Below are 20,418 nucleotides of genomic sequence, written 5' to 3'. Positions count from 1 at the left end.
GATTTGCTAGTATCCACGGCATTCGGACCTAAGTGCGACGGCAATTGGAGGCGTTGGCACTTTTGTCTGTTTTGCACGTCTTACTGGCTGTATTAATGCATCGCAATGAGTCTGGCGATGTGTCTTTATACCGAGTGAAACGTATGTCTCTTTGCAGGAGTTACCAGATGAAACTGTTGATCGTGTTGCCCATGTTGCTGTTGGTGCTAAGCGGTTGTGCGGGAAAAACGGCCTATCGCACCAGCTGCGCCAATCAGCTGGACGCCGCCTGGCGCGAGTTGGATCTTGCCAAGGCCGAAGGGTTTGCCGGTACGGTGAGTTATTCCAAGGCGGTGTCGCTGCTGACTGCGGCGAAAACTCAGCAGCAGTTCGAGGGCTACAAGGGCTGTACGGCGAAGTCCGAGCGCGCCCGTTTCTATATCCGTGAGTCGCGAGCTGGCCGCTGATGCAACTGGATTTCAGCGCACTCGAACCGCTCGAACGCTACCGCTGGTTAGCCTCGACTATCACGCCTCGACCGATTGCCTGGGTCTCCAGTCAATCGGACGCAGGGGTCAGCAACCTGGCGCCGTTTAGCTTCTTTCAGGTGATCAGCGATGACCCGCCGACCCTGATGGTCAACGTTAATCACCGCGCCGATGGCGGCCTCAAGGACACGCTGCTGAATGTGCAGGCCAGCGGCGAGCTGGTGATTCAGCTGGTGTCCTTCGTCCAGGCCGAGGCGATGAATTCCAGTGCGGCGATGCTGCCTTATGGCATCAGCGAGTTCGAGAAGTGCGGTATCGCCAGCCTGCCCTCGCAGCGGGTGGCGCCGCCTCGGGTAGCTGGCGCGGCAGTGGCCTTTGAATGCCGGGTAGCGCAGATCCAGGCCTACCCAGCGGATAAGCCCAATTGCCATCTGATCTTCGCCGAAGTGCTGTTGGCGCATATCGACGATGCGGTGCTCAATGAGCAGGGCCGTATCGACAGCCAGCAACTCGACCTGATTGGCCGTCTCGGCGGCAGTGGTTATACCCGCACCTTGCAGCGCTTTGAGTTGCAACGCCCCTAGGGGCGTTGCCGCCGCCGCAACAGCCACTTCTCCGCTTCAACACAGATGCATACCCCCAGCGCTACCAGCAGGCACCAACCCCAGGCGTATGCCGGCAGGGCGGCGGTGGCGAAGACCTGCTGCATCGCCGGCCAGTAGGTGAGCAGCAGTTGCAGGCTGAGCAACAAGCCGACCATGCTCCAGATCATCGGGTTATCGCGTAGGCCGAAGTTCGCCGACCCTTCTAGGCGACGGCTGCTGAACAGGTAGCCGATTTCGCAGGCAACCACTGCGTTGACCGCCAGGGTGCGGCTGCTTTCAAGGCTCCAGCCAAGAGTCTGGGTGTAGAGGAATAGGCCCAGGCTGGCCAGGGTCATCAACGCTCCGATAAACAGCACGCGCCAGAGCAGATGGCGGCTGAGCAGATTGACCTTGGGATCGCGTGGCGGGCGGCGCATCAGGTCGGCTTCTGCCGGCTCAAACGCCAGGGCCAGCGCCAGGGTCACGGCGGTGATCATATTGATCCAGAGAATCTGCAGCGGGGTTATGGGTAATGTCAGCCCCAAAGCGATCGCTACCAGGAGGATCATCGCTTCGCCGCCATTGGTGGGCAGGATAAACAGGATGGTCTTCTTCAGGTTGTCATAGACCGTGCGGCCTTCCTCTACCGCATGGGCGATGGTGGCGAAGTTGTCGTCGGCCAATACCATTTGCGCGGCTTCCTTGGCCGCCTCAGTGCCCTTGATGCCCATGGCGATGCCGATGTCTGCGCGTTTCAGGGCCGGCGCGTCGTTGACGCCGTCGCCGGTCATGGCCACCCGCGCGCCGCAGGCTTGCAGGCGTTCAACCAGGCGCAGTTTGTGCGCCGGGCTGGTGCGGGCGAACACGCTGGTGGCGGGTAGCAACTGATCGAGTTGGCTGTCGCTGAGGCTGTCGAGATCGGCCCCAGTCAGCGGTTTGCCATCGCCCAGACCAAGACGCTGCGCAATGGCGCTGGCGGTGCCGGCATGGTCGCCGGTGATCATCTTTACCGCGATACCTGCGCTGTGGCAGTCGGCGATGGCGGCAATGGCTTCCTCGCGCGGTGGATCGAGCATACCGACCAGACCGAGCAGCACGTAATCGCCGTCCAGGTCCTGGTAGTCGAGACTCTGCTGCGGTTCGCCGAGCGGCCGAATGGCCAGGCCGAGCATGCGCAGCCCCTGGCGGGCGCCGCTGTCTAGGGCCTGGTGCCAGTGGCGTGGGTCGAGCGGTTCGGGATGGCCGTCGCGCCATTGGCGGTTGCAGGCTTCGAGCAGGCGTTCCGGGGCGCCGATCATATAGATCAGGCCATGGTGGGCATGATCATGGTGCAGGCTGGCGGTGCAGCGTTGCTCGGAACTGAAGGGGATGGCATCGACCTGCGGCAGATTACGCGCTTCATGCTGCAGCTCCAGACCGACCTTGCCAGCCAGGGTCAGCAGCGCGGCTTCGGTGGGGTCGCCGGTGATGCACCAGCCGTTCTCGCCGCTGCGCAGGCTGGCGTTATTGGCAAGCAGGCCGGCACGGGCCAGCTCGCGCAGGTCGTCAGCGGCGTCCAGTTGGCAGAGCTGGCCGTCATCGCAGTGAATGCTGCCCTGCGGGGCATAGCCAACGCCATCGACGCGGTAATGATGTGCGGCGGTAAATACTTGCTGCACGGTCATCTCGTTGCGCGTCAGGGTGCCGGTTTTGTCTGAGCAGATCACCGTGACCGCACCGAGGCTTTCCACCGCTGGCAGATGGCGAATGATCGCCCGGCGCTTGGCCATGCGCTGCACGCCGAGGGCGAGGATGATCGTCAGCACCGCCGGCAGGCCTTCCGGAATGGCAGCCACCGCCAGGCTGACTGCGGCCAGCAGCATGTCCTCTGCGCTGTACCCCCGCAGCAGCACGCCAAAGGCAAAGGTCAGCAGCGCCAGGGCAAGAATGCCCAGGGTCAGGTGGCGAGCAAACTTAGCCATATCGACCAGCAGCGGCGTTTGCAGGCTAACCACGTTTTCCAGCATGTGGCTGATCTTGCCCAGCTCGGTCTGCTTGGCCGTGGCCACCACCACGCCCGCAGCGCTGCCGGCATTCACCAGTGTGCCGGAATAGGCCATGCTGCGGCGGTCGGCCAGGCTGGCCGAGGCGGCTACGGCGTCGTGGTGTTTATCCACGGGTAGGGATTCACCGGTCAGCGCGGCCTCGTCAATGCGCAGATCACGGGTCTCCAGCAGGCGCAGGTCAGCAGGCACGCGGTCGCCGGGCACCAGTTGTTCGGCGGCAATGCTGTGCACCTGGCCGTTACGGCGTACCCGGCTTTCCAGGCTGAGCATCTGCTGAATCGCCAGCATGGCGTGCTGGGCTTTGCCTTCCTGGACAAAACCGACCAGGGCGTTGATCAGCACCACGGCAAAGATCACCGCACTGTCGAGCCATTCGCCCAGCAAGAGGGTGAGCAGGCAAGCGCCGAGCAGGACGTAGATCAGCAGGTTGTGAAACTGCAGAGCAAAGCGCTTAAGCGGCCCGTTGGCCTGTGGCTGTGGCAGCAGGTTGGGACCATGCTCGCTGAGGCGTTGGGCGGCGTCGGAACTGTCCAGACCTTGGGCACTGCTGTTGAGGTGCTGCAGGCTTTGTTGCGCTGGCTGGGCGTGCCAGTCATGACCTGATGGCGCTTGCATTCAATGTGCTCCAGCGCTGTTCGGGTCTTTAGCCTAAACACCACAAACGTGGGTGTTAGCTTGGATCAATTGAATGGCTCACAAGTTCGTCAGTAAAGATTTCCAGTCGCTATGCCGTGGCAACGTGGCGCAGTAGCATCGTCAATCGGTCTTAAAGGAGTGATACATGCGCGCCAAACTGGAAACTGTGCTGCAGACGGTCAATCACGTGCTTCTGGGCAAGGAACCGCAGGTGCGTCTGGCGCTGACCTGCCTGTTGGCCCAGGGCCATCTGCTGATCGAGGACTTGCCCGGCATGGGCAAAACCACCCTCAGCCATGCCCTGGCCAAGGTACTGGGCTTGAGTTTTCAGCGCATACAGTTCACCTCCGACCTGCTGCCAGGTGACATCCTCGGCACCTCAGTTTTCGACAAGGACACCGGGCAATTTATTTTCCATCCGGGGCCGATTTTCGCCGAGCTGGTGCTGGCCGATGAGATCAACCGCGCCACGCCGAAAAGCCAGAGTGCGCTGCTTGAAGCCATGGAGGAGGGCCAGGTGACCATCGAAGGTGCGACTCGGCCGCTGCCCGAACCGTTCTTTGTAATCGCCACGCAGAACCCCGTCAGTCAGGGTGGCACCTTCGCCTTGCCTGAGTCGCAGCTGGACCGCTTTTTGATGCGTCTATCGCTTGGCTACCCAGGCAAGGCGGCGGAAAAGGCCCTGCTGCTTGGCGACTCACGGCGTTCGCTGTTGCCGACGCTGCCGGCACTGCTGGATCACGCTGAATTGGCTCTGCTGCAGGCCGAAGTACCGAAAGTGCGCGCCAGCGATGCATTGATCGACTACGTGTTGCGCCTGGTCGATGCCACCCGCACCCAGCCGCAATTCGCCTGGGGCCTATCGCCTCGGGCCAGCCTGGCGCTGCTTGCGGCTGCGAAAGCCTGGGCCTTCCTCGCCGGGCGTGATTACGTAATTCCAGAAGATGTGCAGGCCGTGCTGCCGTCAGTGGTCGGCCATCGCCTGCGTGAGCGCGCGGACCCGGCCGGGCATGGTGCCGGTAGCCTGGTGCAGTGGTTGCTGCGAGAGGTGCCGGCGCTTTGATCGCCCAGCTCCGACCGCGCTGGAACCGCTGGCTGGCTCGGCGCATTCCGGCAGCCAGCAGCGTACGCCTGAACCAGCGGCGGATCTTTATCATCCCCAGCCGGGTTGGCGCGGCCTTTATGCTGGCGCTGCTGTTGATGTTGCTGGCGGCGATCAATTACCAGAACAGCCTGGCCTATGGCCTGACCTTCCTGCTAGCCTCGGTGTTTGTAGTCGCCATTCTGCACACCTACCGCAACCTGGCCGGGTTGATCCTCAAGGCCGGCAGTGCGCCGGCAGTATTTGTTGGCGAGCCAGCCGGTTTTCGCGTGCGCCTGGCAAGCAGTCAGCGGCCTCATCAGGCCGTCAGCCTGGGTTGGCCGCCGGCCGAATTGCAGACGCTGGATGTGCCAGCCGAAGGCGTAAGTGAAAGCCAGCTAAACCTGCCAGCGTTGCAGCGCGGTTGGCTACGGCCCGGTCGACTGCGGGTCGAGAGCCGTTTCCCACTGGGGATTCTGGTGGCCTGGAGCTGGGTCGATCTAGATCAGCGCGTACTGGTTTATCCGCGTCCCTTGCCCGGTGATCTGCCGCTGTCCGCCGGCGCCAGTGAGGATCAGGACGAGGAGGGCAGTCGGCCCCACGGTCAGGGCGTGGATGATTATCAGGGGCTGAAGACTTATCAGCCGGGCGACTCCAAGCGTCGCTTGCACTGGAAAGCCTATTCCCGTGGCCAGGGTTTGCTGGTCAAGGATTTTGCCTCGATCACTGGGCGTGACCTGTACCTGGATTTCGATGCATTGGCCGGTGATGTCGAAACCCGTCTGTCGCTGCTTTGCCATTGGGTGCTGCAGCTGTCCGAGCGTCAGCAACCCTTTGCCCTGAGCCTGCCTGGCCAGGTGCTGGGCGCCGACAGCGGCGAACTGCACCGTGATGCCTGCCTGCGCGCCCTGGCGCTGTTCGGGCGTGCGCCATGAGTCGAGTTACGACGATTCCTCGGATCAGCCTGACCTGGCTGCTGGTGGCACAGGTGCTGGTGATCCTTCCGCATCTGACGCATTTACCGTTGTGGATTATTGGTCTGTGGCTGGCCAGTGCGGCCTGGCGTATTCAAATTTTCCGCATGCGTGCGCGTTACCCGAATGCCTGGGCCAAGGGCGGTTTGATGCTGGCCGCAGCGCTCGGGGTGTTTCTTTCCCGCGGCAGCCTGATCGGGCTGGATGCCGGGGTGGTGCTGCTGATCGCGGCGTTCGTGCTCAAGCTGCTGGAGATGCGCACGCGGCGTGATGCATTGGTGCTGATTTTTCTCGGCTTCTTTGTTGTGGTCACCGCCTACCTGTTCGATGACAGCATGCTGATGGCGTTCTACAGCTTGTTGCCGGTTACCGCCTTGCTCGCTGCGCTGATTGGTTTGCAGCAGAGCAGTCTGGCCACCCAGCCCTGGCCGACCGCACGCTTGGCCGGGGGACTGCTGCTGCAGGCGCTGCCAGTGATGCTGCTGCTTTTTGTGTTCTTCCCGCGCATGGGCCCGCTGTGGTCGTTGCCGGTACCGAATGACAAGGCCACTACCGGGCTGTCGGACAGCATGGCCCCGGCGGATATCGCTGACCTGAGCCGCTCTGCTGACTTGGCGTTTCGCGCCAGTTTTAACGGCGAAACGCCGCCGCGCAGTGAGTTGTACTGGCGTGCACTGACCCTGGATCGTTTTGATGGCCGGCGCTGGTCGCAATCCGATTACGCCGAGTTTGGCCCCGGTGCGCAGTGGCAGAAGCAGGGGGATGCGCTGAGTTACAGCATCGTGATGCAGCCGAGTACACAGCGCTGGCTATTTGCCTTGGATGTGGCGGAAACCACATTGGAGCAGACTCGGCAGATGAGCGATTTCCGTCTACAGCGTCGCCAGCCGGTTGATCGCTCGTTGATCTATCAAGCTACTTCTTGGCCGCAGGCACTGCGCGAACCGCAACTGCCCCAGGCAGCTTTGCGCCGTGCCCTGCAGTTGCCGGAACAAGGCGAGCCACGCAGCCGCGCTTGGGCTGAGCAGCTTAAGCGCGAGCATCCGCAGCCCGAATTGTTGGTGCAGGCACTGCTCAGCCATTTCAACCGCGAGCCCTTTGCTTACACCCTGACTCCGCCAACGTTAGGGGTGAACAATATTGATGATTTCCTGTTTGAAACCCGCAGTGGCTTCTGTGCGCATTACGCCGGAGCAATGACCTACGTGCTGCGCGCTGCGGGCATCCCGGCGCGGGTGGTGGCGGGTTATCAGGGCGGCGAATACAACCCGGCGGGTAACTATGTGCAGGTGCGCCAGTTTGATGCCCATGCCTGGGTTGAGTACTGGCAGGAAGGACGGGGTTGGGTCAGTGTCGATCCGACCTTCCAGGTGGCGCCCGAGCGGATCGACATGGGCCTGGAAGTGGCCCTGGCAGATGAGCAGAGTTTTCTCGAAGACTCGCCTTTCTCGCCGTTGCGCTATCGCAACCTCAGTTGGCTGAATGAGTTGCGCCTGGCCTGGGACAATATCAATTACGGCTGGCAACGCTGGGTGTTGGGCTACCAGAGTCAGCAGCAGCTGGAGTTTCTTCAGCGTTGGCTGGGGCGGGTGGATGCCAAGTCGCTGGTGATCGGCCTGGTCGGTGGTGGGGCGCTGCTGCTTGGTTTGCTATCACTTTGGCTGTTCAAGCCATGGCAGCGTGAACGTGATGTTCAGCAGCGGCTATTCCGTCGTTTTGAGGGTTTGTTGGCGCGCCATGGCGTGCCGCGTAAACCCGGCGAAGGACCGCGCGACTATGCCGTGCGGGCATCCCAGCTGATGCCAGCCCAGGCGCAAGCGATTGGCGATTTTGCGGCGGCCTTCGAGGCGCAGCGTTATGCCGGGCAAGAACTCTCTACCCTGCAGTTGCGCCTGCACCTGAAGGCCCTCAGGCGCGCGCTGCCTTGGCGGCTTACTCGCCTGGAGCCTTAGTACCGCGACCATTGGCCACTTGTGGCTAACCAATAAGCGCATAGTCTGGGTAGTGATTTCACAGGAGTGAGGCAATGCAGGGCTTGATTGATGAGGTGCCACGACACGTACTGCGGGTTCAGATGCGCTTATTTGCCTGTCGTGAACGGCTGCGGGTGACCACCGATGGCGAGGCCCTGCACGATCTGCGTATTGCCTTGCGCCAGTTGCGCAGCTTGCTGCGGCCGTTATCTTCGGTCGCGGCTTGTGAGGCGTTGCAGCAGCGGGCGGCAGAACTGGGCCGCTTGACCGGTCCGCTGCGCGACCTTGAAGTGCTACAGGGCTATCTGCAACAGCAAGGGCTCGATAGCGCAGCGAAATCTCGGCTACCACTGTTACAGCAGGGCTACCTACAGCTGTTGGACTGTGCACCGTTGGCCCATCTGCTCACTGCTTTGGATGACTGGCCGTGGCAATGGCGTCAGGCGGCTAGCAACGGACAACTGCGTGGTTTGGAAAAGTTGATCAAGCAACGCTTGCGCAAGGATCGCAAGCGCCTGAAACAGGCACTGCTTGACCCTGCACATGACCGTCATCGCCTGCGCTTGCTGGTCAAGCGTCTGCGTTATGCCGCCGAGGCCTATCCGCAGGTGGCCGGTTTTTCCGGTCGTCTGCGCCTGCAGCTTAAACAGGCGCAGTCCGCGCTGGGTGATTGGCATGACCACTGGCAATGGTTGCAGCGCGCCGAAGCCGAAGCAGATTTGCAACCGTGCGTAGCGGTTTGGCGGGCGGCGATGCTCGACGCCGAGCAGCAAGCTGATCTGGCCTTGCAGGCATTGGCCACAGGTTTTGCGCGCGCTGACGACTGAGTTGGCTGAAAAGTCGTTAAACCTTCGGCGTGTTTGGCCGAAATGCCGTGTCATTCGTTGGCGTCTTTGCCCTAAGATCACCCGCATCTTCAGTGTTCGAGGTGCTTATGGGCTTTTCCGAATTACTCCAGGCGGTGCGTGACAACCCTCAAGCGGTGCGGATTCCTGCTGCATGGGGACAAGGCCGTGCCAGTTTCGGCGGTTTGGTGGCGGCGCTGGCCTATGAGGCCATGCGTGCTCAGGTGCCAAGCGGGCGCCCGCCGCGCTCTCTGGCGATTACCTTTGTTGGCCCTGCGGCGCCTGATGTACCCGTGTGCTTTGAGGTGGAAGTGCTGCGTGAAGGCAAGGCCGTCAGCCAAGTATTGGGGCGGGCAATCCAAGATGGGCAAGTGGTGACCATCGTCCAGGGGAGCTTCGGTGCTGGGCGCGACTCGCGTATTGCCGTGTCGGCAGAGCCGGCACCGGAGGCCAAGGCCGTGGAAGCCTGCCAGGAAATGCCTTATATCCCCACTGTAACCCCTGAGTTCACCCGTTTTTTGGCCATGCGCTGGGCGTTTGGTGGTTTGCCTTTCACCAATAATCCGTCGCGGGACATGGGCGGCTGGGTGCGTCTACGTGACCAGGAGGCGGTCGAGGTGGTTACTGAGGCCCACCTGCTGGCCTTGGTGGATGCGTGGCCGCCTGCGGTTTTGCCGCACCTGAGTGCGCCAGCGCCTGGTAGTACGTTGACCTGGACGATTGAGTTTGTGCAGCCAATGACGGCGCTGACGACGCAGGACTGGTGTCTGTACCGGGCGCATATCGAACATGCCCGCGATGGCTACGGCCATGTGGCCGCAGCAATGTGGAGCGCCAAAGGGGAGTTGCTGGCCATCAGCCGGCAGACGGTGGCGGTGTTCGGTTAAGCGCTGATTACGGCCGTTGCAGTGACGTACTGCAACGGCTGAATTGCTCGCTCTTCACAGCTTGAGCTGACGAATGGCGGTGTTCAGTGAACCGGCCAAATTGGCCAGGTTGGCACTGGTCAGCGCCGATTCCCCCGTTTGGCTGACGGTTTGTTCGGTCACGTCGCGGATGCGGATCACCGCGCGGTTCATTTCTTCAGCCACCTGGCTCTGCTGTTCCGCCGCCACGGCAATCTGCGTGTTGCTTTCACGCATATGCGCCACCGACTCGGTGATAGCCACCAGCGCCTGGCCGGCCTCACCGGCCTGTTTGACGCATTCATCGGCTTTGATCGAACTGTCCTGCATAAAGTCCACGGCATCACGGGTGCCGCTTTGCAGGGTATTGATCATCTGGGTGATCACATCGGTGGAGTCCTGCACCCGTCTAGCCAGGTTGCGTACTTCATCTGCCACCACGGCAAAGCCGCGCCCCATTTCACCGGCGCGGGCCGCTTCAATGGCAGCGTTCAAGGCGAGCAGGTTGGTCTGTTCGGCAATGCCATGGATCTCACTGACCACACCACCAATCTTCTGGCTATCGGCGGCCAGCTTTTCGATCATCTGCGCGGTTTGTTGCACGCCGCTCGACAACCCGGAAATCGACAGGCTCACGCGGTTGACTGCCTGCTGGCCGCTGTGCGCCAGGTGTTCGGCATTCTTGGACTGGTCACGGGTATCGGCGGTGTGTTCGGCAATGTGATGCACGGTGGCGGACATCTGATTGATCGCCGTGGCCGCTTGCTCCGTTTCGCTTTGCTGTTCGAGCATGCCATGGCGTACATCGCGCATATTACCGGCCAAGCGTTCGGCACCTTCATCCAGCTGCGCTGCTGACTGGGCAACGATGCCAACAACACGCTGGTAGCCGGCCTGCATGGCATTAAAGGCACTGGCCATCTGGCCCACTTCATCTTTGCAGTCGAGTGGCACACGGGCGCTGAGGTCACCGCTTTTTTCCACCTGCAGCATCACATCCTTGAGGGTATTGAGGTGGCTGAGCAGAAAGCGAATCAGCAACTGCGATGCCGCCAGCAACAGCAGCATCAATAGCGCAACGACCAGGGCATAGCTCGGGGCACGGTCGAAAAACACCTCGGGCAGGCTTGGCGCCGAGGCGGTGATAGCCAGGCGCTGACCGTCTTCACGGACGATGACTTCGGCACCAATCAGACCCTCACTGCCATTCAAATCGACCCAGCCGCGGGCGTTGGCCAGGGCGCTGCCCTGATTGTCCGGTAGGCGTGGAGTCTGGCCGGCTGCAACGCTCAGCAGGTTGCTCGCGCTTGGCAGGGCCTTATCCTGCGGCCATTGGCTTAATAGTCGGGCCTGCTGCTGTGCGGCCTGCTTGGCGGCGGTGTGATGCACCTGCTGCTCCAGCTGCAGCGCATAGAGCACTAACAGCAGCGTGGTAAAGAAGGCCACGGCATTTACGGCCCAGAATTTGTACTTCAGGGAAAGGTCGCTGATCCAATGGCCCATGCAGGTGTCTCTGTGTGAGGTGAAGGCTTGGCAAAGTGCCAGTAGTGTCGGTCAACGACACTGCGGCGCTATTGATCCTTATCAACAAGCTAGCACTCACTGCGCTACTCAGGGGTCAGTCGGTCGTATCCTTTGGGGTGGGCAGGTTGAAGAAGGCCCGGGCTGTAGCGCTGGTATGGACTGCCAAAACCTGTTCGGTTTCACCGCGGTGCAACGCCACTTCACGCAACACCTCAACCAGAAAGGCCGGCTCGTTGCGACCGTTCTTCGGCTTCGGTCGCAGGCTGCGTGGCAGCAGGAACGGCGCATCACTTTCCAGCATCAGGCGGCCGCGGGGGATTTCCTTGACCAGCGGATACAGGTTACTGCCGCGGCGCTCGTCGCAGATCCAACCGGTGATGCCGATGTGCAGATCCATATCCAGGTAATTGAACAGCGCGCGCTTCTCCCCGGTAAAGCAATGCACCACGGCCGCCGGCAGCTGGTCCCGGAAGTGCCGCAGGATGGCCAGCAGGCGCTCGTCGGCATCGCGTTCATGTAGGAAGACCGGCAGTTGCAGTTCTACCGCCAGGGCTAACTGCTGCTCCAACACCTGTTCCTGTTGTGGCCGTGGTGAAAAATCGCGATTGAAGTCCAGCCCGCATTCGCCCACCGCGCGCACTCTGGGATCTTCCAGTAAAGCCTTGAGCTGCGCATGGCTGTCGCTGTTCCAGCTGCTAGCGTCGTGGGGGTGAATACCGGCAGTACTGAACAAATGTTCGGCGCTGTCATCCATCTGCTGGCACAGCTCTAGGGCGTGTTGGCTTTCCGTCAGACTGGTACCGGTTAGCAGCATTTGCTGGACGCCCGCCGCATAGGCGCGAGCGAGGAGTGCTTCGCGTTGTTCAGCAAAGCTTGGGTGAGTCAGATTGACGCCGATGTCGATGAGTTGCATGGTGCTACCTGCTGAATTGATTGGGCAGCATAGCAGAGCTTTTTTAATAGATTAAAAGCTAATAAATACAGCAACTTAAAGCTTATACGTGATGTTGTATGTGATTGTCGGCTGGCGTCTGAGTGCGGGCTGTGCGAACCTCCGCGCCCCGCGCGAGGGGTCAGTTGCCTTGTCTGCAGCCTGTTTAACCGGGTGGCGGTGCTGATCTTTCGGCCGATTCTGCCCTGGAGCCTTGATGTTGCGAGTGCTGCTCATCTGCTGCCTATTGCTGCTGTCTTGCACGGCGGTAGCGCGCGTGGCTGGCCCGCTGGAAGTCGAGCAGCCTAAGGCGGTCCGCGACCTGGCGAGTATTCGCAGCAGCGGCGAATTGCGCGTGCTGGTCAACCAGAGCCGCAACAGCTCGGGTGAAGTCAAAGGCCAGAGCATTGGTGTTGAATATCAACGTATGCGCGCCTTCGAGCAGTACCTCAATCGCAACTCGCGGGATGGCCGCACACTCAAGCTGAAGATCATTCCGCGCGCCAAGGACCAATTGCTGGCCGCCCTGCAGCGGGGTGAAGGCGATCTGGTCGCGCCTGGCGAACTATTGAATATGCCGCGCGGCAGTAACCTCAGCGCCAGTGCGGCGATCCGCAGCAACGTGCCAGTGATCATCGTTGCCAAACAGGGTAACCGGCGTTATCAGAACCTCGAACAGCTGTCCGGACGCAGTTTGGCATTGCCTGCAGGCAGTGTGGCGGGTGAGGCGGTACGGGCACTCAATCAGCGGCTGATCGACAGCAAACGCTCACCAATTATCGTCGAGTGGGTTGACCCGAGCTTGGCGGTCGAGGACGTGTTGGAAATGGTCCAGGCTGGAATCTTCAGTGTCACCGCAGTCGAGCAACCGATTGCCGAACGTTGGGCCAAGGTGATGCCTAAGTTGCGCCTGGACCGCCACCTGCCATTGGCCAGCGACGGTGACATGCGCTGGTATGTGCGCCGCGACACCCCCATGCTTGGCGCCAGTATCGACCGCTTCCTCAAGGGTTACCGTGATCCTGCGGATTTAGATGCCGCGTTCCAGCGCGTCTATCGGCGGCTGTACAAAGTGCATTATCCGCTGGGCCGTACCGAGCGTCAGCGCCTGGAAAAGGTCCGTCCGGTGCTACAACGCTATGCGACCCAGCATGATTTCGATTGGTTGGCGCTGGCGGCCGTTGCCTTTAAGGAATCGACCCTTAACCCCGCCGCCCGAGGTGCGGGCGGTGCCACCGGTTTGATGCAGATCACCCCGGCGGCGGCACGCAGTGTTGGCGTGAGCAATATCGGCGTGCTGGATAACAACGTGCAGGCCAGCGCCAAGTACCTTGCGATGATTCGTCGCAACTACTTCAACAGCCCACAGCTCAACGAGCGTGAGCGCATGGCCTTTATCCTGGCTGGCTACAACCTCGGCCCGCAACGGGTGCAGAGCTTGCGGGCTGAAGCGCGTCGGCGTGGCCTAAATCCTAACCAGTGGTTCTTCCAGGTCGAACGGGTGGCGATGGAGCAGATGGGCATGGGCGTGGTCAGCTATGTGAATAGCGTGAATAAGTACTACCTTGCTTATGACCGTGAGCGCTATCTGCTTGAACCCTAGCGCGCAGGTTGAGAATGTCGATTTATTAATTTATTCGATATTTTAAAGCGATTTTATGCGCTTTAAATATTGGTTAATTGGTTTAATCTTTGTTCCATCAACCCCTCACTACAAGGACTGCTGCACATGAACGCTCTGATTAAATCTGTTGTTGCAACTCAAGCTGGCTATGGCCTTACCGTGCTCCGCATCATCGCCGGCATTACCTTTGCCGCCCACGGTGCGCAGAAGCTGTTTGGCTGGTTTGGCGGTTACGGCCTGGAAGGCGTAGGTCAGTGGATGGAAAGCATCGGTCTGGCGCCAGGCTACTTGTTGGCACTGATGGCCGGTAGCGCCGAGTTCTTTGGTGGCATTGCCTTGATTATCGGTCTGCTGGCGCGCCCAGCTGCAGCGGTACTGGCAGTGACCATGGTGGTGGCGATTGCCACTGTGCACCTGGCCAATGGTTTCTTCATGAGCAACAACGGTTATGAGTTTGCCCTGGCACTCTTGGCGATCAGCGTAGCAATCCTGATTGAAGGCGCTGGCAAACTGTCCCTGGACAAGCGCATCGCTGGTTAATCGACACGGCAGCAGCCAGTAAAAAGCCCACTTCGGTGGGCTTTTTGCGTTTCAGGGTTGGGGTTTGTTCTGCGTCGCCAGCTGTTCGGCAGCTTCCAGGCGCAGCTGTTCACGCTCATCGAAGTTCTCTGCGGCCAGCTGGGCAATGGCGGCGCGTTTGTCGCTGGCGCTCATGCCTGGGTTGTTTTCGATGGCGGCTTTTTCAGTGCTGTACTGGGCAATGCGTTTTTTCCAGGTTTGCCGCTGCTGATCGAGCACTTCGAGGCGCTGGGTGGCTTCGGCGCCGACCAGTTGCTGACGCAGCTGGCGGATCTGTTCCGGTTTGGCGCCGGCCGCCTGCAGTCGCGCGGTTTGCTGGCGCAGCTCGTTCTGCAGTTGCGGCAGCACGGTATCCTGCATCTCGGCAGGCAGACTGTTGCGCAGTTGGTCAACAGCGGCGGCTTTGCCGGCATCGTCCAACTGGCTGTTCTGCAGAATCGCCAGGCGTTGCAGGGTGAATTGGTTGTAGGCCTCTTCGCGGGCGAAGAATGCCTGTTGCGTTTCACTGTCGAAAATCCGCGCGCGCAGTGCCTGCACAGCGGCCTCGCGCTGGCGCAGGGCATCCAGATTGGCCATCTGCGGCAGGTCGCGTTCGAGCAGTACCAACTCGCGCTTATAGTCGAGGTACTGGTTGAGCAGAACCAGGGCCTGCTCACGGGCATTGGCCGGCAGTTCTGCGGCGATATAGGCACGCAGCCGCTCGACGCTGGTACGCAGCGGTTCTTCACCGGCTGCGGCAAGGAAATAATCGAAGATGCGCCGGATGTCTTCGCTGATCAGCAGGTTGCCGTTAGCGTCCAGACGAAAGACGCCATCCACTGTAGTGCCGCCGAATGAAGCGGGCAGGTTTTTTAGTGGCGCTACTTGGGTCTGCATGCCGATCTGGCTTGGTGACGCCGATGGCGTATCACTGCGTTGAATCGGCTGTGGCGCATCGCCACTGAGCTGCGCGGGAATATCCACGGGTTGCAGGTACAGCGCGATAGCCAGGCAGGCGGCGAACAAAAGCGGGGAGAGCAGCAGAAATTTTTTCACAGGCAGTCTTCAGGCGGACAGGCGAGTTCGGCGAAACGGACAACAGCACCAGAGGCTGCAGGGCAGCCCCTGGTTAAGCCGTTACAGGCCGTCGTTTTTCAGGCGGTTGGCATGTTGGCGGTAGACCGTGACCGGGTCCGTTTCAAACAGGCTGGTCAGGCCGAGGGTCTGGTTGACCTCATCGAGGTGGTTCATCCGGTAGTTATCGCGGATTACCTTGCCCATGCGCGAGCTGCAGCGGCCAACCAGGCCGTCGTTGGCTTCGCCATTGAAGGTTAGCGCGGTAGCGCCCAGCAGCAGGTCGCTCGGGTCGATGATATTGGTCACCGGGCTGGTACCACTCCAAGAGTAGTAGCGCACGCCATTGACGCTGTAAGCACCTTCACCGCAGGCGGTGGTTGGAATCCCCTGTGGGAACTTGGCGTTAAAACGCGCTGCACCCTGGCTGTTAAGAGACTCCAGCGATCCCAGCGCGTTCTGCGGGGTGGTGCTCGAACTGCCAGAGAGGAAGTTGATCAGTGTGCCGAGGCCATTGACGATGCCGGCCAGCAAGGTTTCCCCGGCCGAGCCTGGTGGCACCTGGCGGATAAAGTCGGCGGTGGCCGAGCCTTTATGCGGTGCACCGACGCTGGTGGCGGAAGCAATCAGGTTTGGTTTGACGGCAGCGACGTAGCGGATGGTCGGCCCACCATGGCTATGGCCAATCAGATTGACCTTGGGCTTGCCGCTGATGGCGACAATCTCTTCCACCTGATCCAGCAGTTCTTCGCCGCGTGCTTCCGAGGTGTTCAGTTGGCTGACTTCGGTGATGTACACGCTGGCACCGTCGCGCCGCAGCGCGGCAGGAATGCCGTACCAGTAGTCGACGCCCAGGATACTGTCGAAGCCGAGCATGCCGTGGGCCAGTACAACCGGGTACTTGGTCTGGGTGTAGCCGGAGGAGCCGAACCAGAAAGCATGGGTGTTGCCAGAGGCCAGCAAGCCGGCGCCCAGGCAGAGGGCGAGCAGGGTTTTATTGTTGTTCATTGGTGCTCTCGCTAGGGTTTATCGGGCAGTTCAAGGCAATCCATGCAGCCAAAACGCCCATCCCGTGGCGCGTACATCAGCCCAATGGTATTGGCAGAAACCATGCCAGCCCTCATAAAGAGTCATGCAGCCGTCTAACACGGGTGCTGCATCGACTGTGAACACATTTCGGCATGTGGCACGGCAGCGGGTTTGTTACGGGGTGAAACGACGTATGTCTGGATTCAGGCCCCATATGGCAGAGCTGCTGTCAGCGCGCAGGTGGCAAAAGGCCCGGTTGGCAGGCTGATGAGTGCGGCCACCAACCAAAGGTTGGGGTGGTTGGGTCGGGGCGTGGTTGCACACCTTGACAGTGCTGCGCGGGCTTCTCTAGGATGCCGACCCATGCGCCGATTTAAACAGCTACTTGCGGGGCGCCGGGTTAACTGCTGATTGCAGTGCCCTGAGAAGCACTCTTCGGAGGCTTTGAAATTCCGCTAAAGCGCTGGTTCGGTGTCGCCTCTCACCGCTGCCCAGCGGACTCAATGAGGCGGAGACATATCGATGCACTGTCCCCAACCGCTTATTCGCCTGGCCCCGATCACGTCCGGGCTTACCCTGCACAATCCGAAAATCCTCCTTGGCGGTAGTCATCAGCCGACTCTGCTGCGCTATCTCGACGGCTGGCCCAAGCGTTGGCCTGGACCGCGGACCTTTCTGATCAACTTTGTTCACGACGGCGAATCCCTGGCGCGCTTTGCCAGCAATCATTTCGATATGGCGGTGATCCAGGCGCCAACGGCCGCGCAGCTGGATGAAACCGTGCGGCAGTTGACGCGCGTAGCCAAGCAGGGGCTGATTACTCGGCGCTGAGTGAATCCCACAATAGCTTTGGCCAAAGCCACCGCCGATCCGCTAGGCTCAAACGATATTGTCAGGGAGTGGGCTATGTTCGAATCTGCCGAGATCGGCCGCAGCATTGATAAAGAAACCTTTGAGGCCGAGGCCCCCGCGCTGCGCGAAGCACTGCTGGAAGCGCAGTATGAGCTGCAGCAGCAAGGGCGTTTTGCCGTACTTATTCTGATCAACGGCATCGAAGGTGCGGGTAAGGGCGAGACGGTCAAGCTGCTTAATGAGTGGATGGATGCGCGGCTGATTCAGGTCAGTACCTTCGATCAGCAGACTGATGAAGAGCTGGCGCGCCCGCCGGCCTGGCGTTACTGGCGGCAACTGCCGCCCAAGGGGCGTATCGGCATTTTCTTCGGCAACTGGTACAGCCAGATGCTGCAGGGGCGGGTGCACGGGCGGATCAAGAATGCTGTGCTCGATCAGGCCATCGATACCACCCTTGGGCTGGAGCGCATGCTCTGCGATGAAGGCACGCTGATCTTCAAGTTCTGGTTCCACCTGTCCAAACAGCAGATGAAGGCGCGGCTCAAGGCGCTGCAGGACGATCCGCTGCACAGCTGGCGTATCAGTCCATTGGACTGGCAACAGTCAAAAACCTACGACAAATTTGTACGCGTTGGCGAACGTGTGCTGCGCCGCACCAGTCGCGATTATGCGCCCTGGTATGTGGTTGAAGGGGCTGACGAGTATTACCGCAGCCTGACGGTCGGACGCATTCTGCTCGATGGCTTGCAAGCCGCGTTGAAGGCCAAGGCGCGCCCGGTGCCTCATCCTCATGCCGCGCCGCTGACATCCAGCCTGGATGAACGTGGGCTGATCGATAGCCTGGACATGACCCAGGCGCTGGACAAGGACAGCTACAACGAGCAACTGGTGGTTGAGCAGGCGCGCTTGTCTAGCCTGATGCGTGACAAGCGCATGCGCCGCCATTCGCTGATCGCGGTATTCGAAGGTAATGATGCAGCCGGCAAGGGCGGCGCGATTCGCCGGGTGATTGGTGCGCTTGATCCCCGCCAGTACCGCATCGTTCCAGTTGCCGCGCCGACCGAAGAAGAGCGCGCGCAGCCTTATCTTTGGCGCTTCTGGCGGCATATTCCACCGCGCGGTAAGTTCACCGTATTTGATCGCTCCTGGTATGGCCGGGTGCTGGTGGAGCGGGTCGAGGGCTTCTGCAGCACCGGCGACTGGTTACGCGCCTATGGCGAGATCAATGATTTCGAGGAGCAGCTCAGCGAAGCCGGCGTGGTGTTGGTGAAGTTCTGGTTGTCGATTGATCAGCAGACCCAGTTGGAGCGCTTCAAAGCCCGCGAACAAATTCCCTTTAAACGCTTCAAGATCACCGAAGAAGACTGGCGCAACCGCGAGAAATGGCCGCTGTACCGCGATGCGGTAGGTGATATGGTCGACCGCACCAGTACGGAAATCGCCCCGTGGACGTTGGTGGAAGCCAATGACAAGCGCTTTGCTCGGATCAAGGTGCTGCGCACCATCAACGAGGCGCTCGAAGCGGCGTTCAGCAAAGACTAAGGCACATGGGCAAGAGGATGGTCGCGCATACGGCTGATGAATGATCATCGCTGAGCGAGATTGTCCGGCTTTATTCTTGTTGGCAACTCAACCCAATAACAATGAGGTGCGACATGCGTGAAGTGGTGATCGTTGACAGCGTACGGACTGGTTTGGCCAAGTCCTTCCGTGGCAAGTTCAATCTGACCCGTCCAGACGACATGGCGGCTCATTGCGTCAATGCATTGCTGGCGCGCACCGGTATCGACCCAGCGCTGGTGGATGACTGCATCGTTGGCGCCGGCTCCAATGAAGGCGCTCAGGGCATGAACATTGGCCGTAACGTGGCCGTGCTGTCCGGCCTGGGCACCAACGTGGCGGGCATGACCCTCAATCGTTTCTGCTCTTCGGGCCTGCAGGCCATTGCGATTGCAGCCAACCAGGTGGCGTCGGGCTGCAGCGATGTAATCGTGGCGGGTGGCGTTGAGTCGATCACCATGACCCTGAAAAGCATGAACACGCAGAACCTGTTCAACCCGCTGCTGCAAAAAGAGGTGCCGGGCATCTATTACCCGATGGGCCAGACCGCCGAGATCGTCGCCCGTCGTTACAACGTCAGCCGCGAAGCCCAGGACGCTTATGCTCTGCAGAGCCAGCAGCGCACTGCGCGGGCGCAGGCCGAAGGCCTGTTCGACGATGAAATCGTGCCGATGCACGTCAAGTATCAAGTTGAAGATAAAGCCACCGGCGAGAAGAGCATCGTCGACGGCGTCGTCGCTCACGACGACTGCAACCGCGCCGACACCACTCTGGAAAGCCTGGCAGCGCTTAAGCCGGTGTTTGCCGATGACGGTTCGGTCACCGCTGGCAACGCCTCACAGCTCTCCGATGGCGCGTCGATGACCCTGGTGATGAGCCTGGAAAAAGCCATCGAGCTGGGTCTCAAGCCACTGGCGTTCTTCCGTGGCTTTGTTGCCGCCGGTTGCGAGCCCGACGAGATGGGCATTGGCCCGGTGTTCTCGGTGCCCAAACTGCTCAAGGCCAAGGGCCTGAGTATTGCCGACATCGACCTGTGGGAGCTTAACGAGGCGTTTGCGTCGCAGTGTCTGTATGCCCGCGACCGTCTGAAAATCGACAATGCCAAGTACAACGTCAACGGCGGCTCGATTTCCATCGGCCACCCGTTCGGCATGACGGGTTCGCGTCAGGTCGGCCATCTGGTGCGTGAGCTGCAGCGGCGTAACCTGCGTTACGGCATCGTCACCATGTGTGTGGGCGGCGGCATGGGCGCGACCGGGTTGTTTGAAGCCGTGCGCTGACCGTCCTGCTCTCAATAAAAAACCGCGACATGTCGCGGTTTTTTATTGGCTGGTTTTTGTGTTCAGAATGCGCGACTTTCGATGATCTCGTTGGCCTGTTTCATCCGGCGAATATAGAAAGCGATCTCCCGTTCTGCATCCGTTCGGTTGAAGTAAGGGCCTTCCAGCGTGCCCTCGCGGGTGGAAAAGAAGTATTGCCCGTTGACCGCGCTGACGCGTTCACTGCGGTAGTGGGTGCCGGGGTTATGGTCGATATGACGTTGGCCGAACATAGATGAACCTCCCGCAAAATGAGCTGCTGAGGTCAGTCTAAACGGCGTTTGGATGGCTGCAGATTTTGACGACAAATGGTCGGTTTTGCCGAAATTCGGCTTGATTTCACTGGTTTTCATATTTTTGACGCCAGAGCGCTGGCTTGATGCGGTGCAGCCATCAGTACAGTTTCCGTGAATTGCGGTGCTTGTCTGTGACTGTGC

At 60.4% G+C, this 20,418-nt stretch carries 18 protein-coding genes; 12 read left to right on the top strand and 6 right to left on the bottom strand.

All coding sequences use genetic code 11. The annotated features are described in order from the left end of the window. Nucleotides 1–167: 167 nt before the first annotated feature. Nucleotides 168–446: a hypothetical protein gene (locus ALTER154_RS11570; protein WP_090253413.1), complete on the top strand. Its 279-nt coding sequence runs from the start codon at nucleotides 168–170 to the stop codon at nucleotides 444–446. Continuing rightward, on the top strand, nucleotides 446–1,051 hold the full coding sequence (locus ALTER154_RS11565) for a flavin reductase family protein (protein ID WP_160087170.1): 606 nt from the start codon (nucleotides 446–448) through the stop codon (nucleotides 1,049–1,051). The genes ALTER154_RS11570 and ALTER154_RS11565 overlap by 1 nt, the downstream gene beginning before the upstream one ends. On the opposite strand, the gene ALTER154_RS11560 is transcribed toward ALTER154_RS11565, so the two are convergent. Next, a complete protein-coding gene (locus ALTER154_RS11560; RefSeq protein ID WP_160087168.1) occupies nucleotides 1,048–3,711 on the bottom strand; it encodes a cation-transporting P-type ATPase in 2,664 nt (887 codons plus the stop codon). The two genes, ALTER154_RS11565 and ALTER154_RS11560, sit on opposite strands and share 4 nt — an antisense overlap. 166 nt (nucleotides 3,712–3,877) lie before the next feature. On the opposite strand from ALTER154_RS11560, the gene ALTER154_RS11555 reads away from it, so the two are divergent. The 5 genes from ALTER154_RS11555 to ALTER154_RS11535 all read left to right on the top strand — a co-directional run bounded on the left by ALTER154_RS11555 (nucleotide 3,878) and on the right by ALTER154_RS11535 (nucleotide 9,492). Then, nucleotides 3,878–4,795, top strand: coding sequence for a MoxR family ATPase (locus tag ALTER154_RS11555; RefSeq protein ID WP_090253419.1), 918 nt, complete (start codon nucleotides 3,878–3,880; stop codon nucleotides 4,793–4,795). Beyond that, nucleotides 4,792–5,748 (top strand): DUF58 domain-containing protein, encoded by a 957-nt coding sequence (locus ALTER154_RS11550; RefSeq protein WP_160087166.1) that lies wholly within the window; start codon nucleotides 4,792–4,794, stop codon nucleotides 5,746–5,748. Before ALTER154_RS11555 ends, ALTER154_RS11550 begins: the two co-directional genes overlap by 4 nt. Continuing rightward, complete coding sequence (locus ALTER154_RS11545) at nucleotides 5,745–7,739, top strand: DUF3488 and transglutaminase-like domain-containing protein (RefSeq protein WP_160087164.1); 1,995 nt, start codon at nucleotides 5,745–5,747, stop codon at nucleotides 7,737–7,739. Before ALTER154_RS11550 ends, ALTER154_RS11545 begins: the two co-directional genes overlap by 4 nt. A gap of 74 nt (nucleotides 7,740–7,813) precedes the next feature. Next, complete coding sequence (locus ALTER154_RS11540; RefSeq protein ID WP_160087162.1) at nucleotides 7,814–8,587, top strand: CHAD domain-containing protein; 774 nt, start codon at nucleotides 7,814–7,816, stop codon at nucleotides 8,585–8,587. 107 nt (nucleotides 8,588–8,694) lie between these two features. Continuing rightward, the gene (locus ALTER154_RS11535; RefSeq protein ID WP_090253431.1) at nucleotides 8,695–9,492 is read left to right on the top strand and encodes an acyl-CoA thioesterase II; all 798 of its coding nucleotides are present in this window, start codon (nucleotides 8,695–8,697) and stop codon (nucleotides 9,490–9,492) included. A 54-nt stretch (nucleotides 9,493–9,546) separates the two neighbouring features. On the opposite strand, the gene ALTER154_RS11530 is transcribed toward ALTER154_RS11535, so the two are convergent. Next, complete coding sequence (locus ALTER154_RS11530; RefSeq protein WP_160087160.1) at nucleotides 9,547–11,013, bottom strand: methyl-accepting chemotaxis protein; 1,467 nt, start codon at nucleotides 11,011–11,013, stop codon at nucleotides 9,547–9,549. A gap of 115 nt (nucleotides 11,014–11,128) precedes the next feature. Next, complete coding sequence (locus tag ALTER154_RS11525; RefSeq protein ID WP_160087158.1) at nucleotides 11,129–11,947, bottom strand: TatD family hydrolase; 819 nt, start codon at nucleotides 11,945–11,947, stop codon at nucleotides 11,129–11,131. 235 nt (nucleotides 11,948–12,182) lie between these two features. Here ALTER154_RS11525 and ALTER154_RS11520 point away from each other — a divergent pair, with 235 nt between their 5' ends. Together ALTER154_RS11520 and ALTER154_RS11515 are read left to right on the top strand one after the other, a co-directional pair. Then, entirely contained in the window at nucleotides 12,183–13,568 is a 1,386-nt protein-coding gene (locus ALTER154_RS11520; protein ID WP_160087156.1) for a transglycosylase SLT domain-containing protein, read from the top strand. A 126-nt stretch (nucleotides 13,569–13,694) separates the two neighbouring features. Continuing rightward, on the top strand, nucleotides 13,695–14,129 hold the full coding sequence (locus ALTER154_RS11515; protein ID WP_090253443.1) for a DoxX family protein: 435 nt from the start codon (nucleotides 13,695–13,697) through the stop codon (nucleotides 14,127–14,129). A 51-nt stretch (nucleotides 14,130–14,180) separates the two neighbouring features. On the opposite strand, the gene ALTER154_RS11510 is transcribed toward ALTER154_RS11515, so the two are convergent. Together ALTER154_RS11510 and ALTER154_RS11505 are read right to left on the bottom strand one after the other, a co-directional pair. Further along, on the bottom strand, nucleotides 14,181–15,203 hold the full coding sequence (locus tag ALTER154_RS11510; protein ID WP_160087154.1) for a lipase secretion chaperone: 1,023 nt from the start codon (nucleotides 15,201–15,203) through the stop codon (nucleotides 14,181–14,183). 81 nt (nucleotides 15,204–15,284) lie between these two features. Further along, on the bottom strand, nucleotides 15,285–16,229 hold the full coding sequence (locus ALTER154_RS11505) for a triacylglycerol lipase (protein WP_160087152.1): 945 nt from the start codon (nucleotides 16,227–16,229) through the stop codon (nucleotides 15,285–15,287). A 543-nt stretch (nucleotides 16,230–16,772) separates the two neighbouring features. Between ALTER154_RS11505 and ALTER154_RS11500 the strand changes: the two genes are divergently transcribed. The 3 genes from ALTER154_RS11500 (at nucleotide 16,773) to ALTER154_RS11490 (ending at nucleotide 19,942) form a co-directional block, all read left to right on the top strand. Then, nucleotides 16,773–17,081: a hypothetical protein gene (locus ALTER154_RS11500; protein WP_090253450.1), complete on the top strand. Its 309-nt coding sequence runs from the start codon at nucleotides 16,773–16,775 to the stop codon at nucleotides 17,079–17,081. Between the two features lie 75 nt (nucleotides 17,082–17,156). Then, entirely contained in the window at nucleotides 17,157–18,644 is a 1,488-nt protein-coding gene (gene pap / locus ALTER154_RS11495; RefSeq protein ID WP_090253452.1) for a polyphosphate:AMP phosphotransferase, read from the top strand. A gap of 113 nt (nucleotides 18,645–18,757) precedes the next feature. Further along, nucleotides 18,758–19,942: a thiolase family protein gene (locus tag ALTER154_RS11490; protein ID WP_160087150.1), complete on the top strand. Its 1,185-nt coding sequence runs from the start codon at nucleotides 18,758–18,760 to the stop codon at nucleotides 19,940–19,942. A gap of 62 nt (nucleotides 19,943–20,004) precedes the next feature. On the opposite strand, the gene ALTER154_RS11485 is transcribed toward ALTER154_RS11490, so the two are convergent. Further along, nucleotides 20,005–20,214 (bottom strand): DUF6316 family protein, encoded by a 210-nt coding sequence (locus ALTER154_RS11485; RefSeq protein ID WP_090253457.1) that lies wholly within the window; start codon nucleotides 20,212–20,214, stop codon nucleotides 20,005–20,007. Nucleotides 20,215–20,418 lie beyond the last annotated feature (204 nt).

It is taken from the genome of Pseudomonas sp. 9AZ, from assembly GCF_902506525.1.
In the GTDB taxonomy this organism is placed as follows: Bacteria; Pseudomonadota; Gammaproteobacteria; order Pseudomonadales; family Pseudomonadaceae; genus Aquipseudomonas; species Aquipseudomonas peli.
This window is presented reverse-complemented; position numbering and strand designations above follow the sequence as displayed.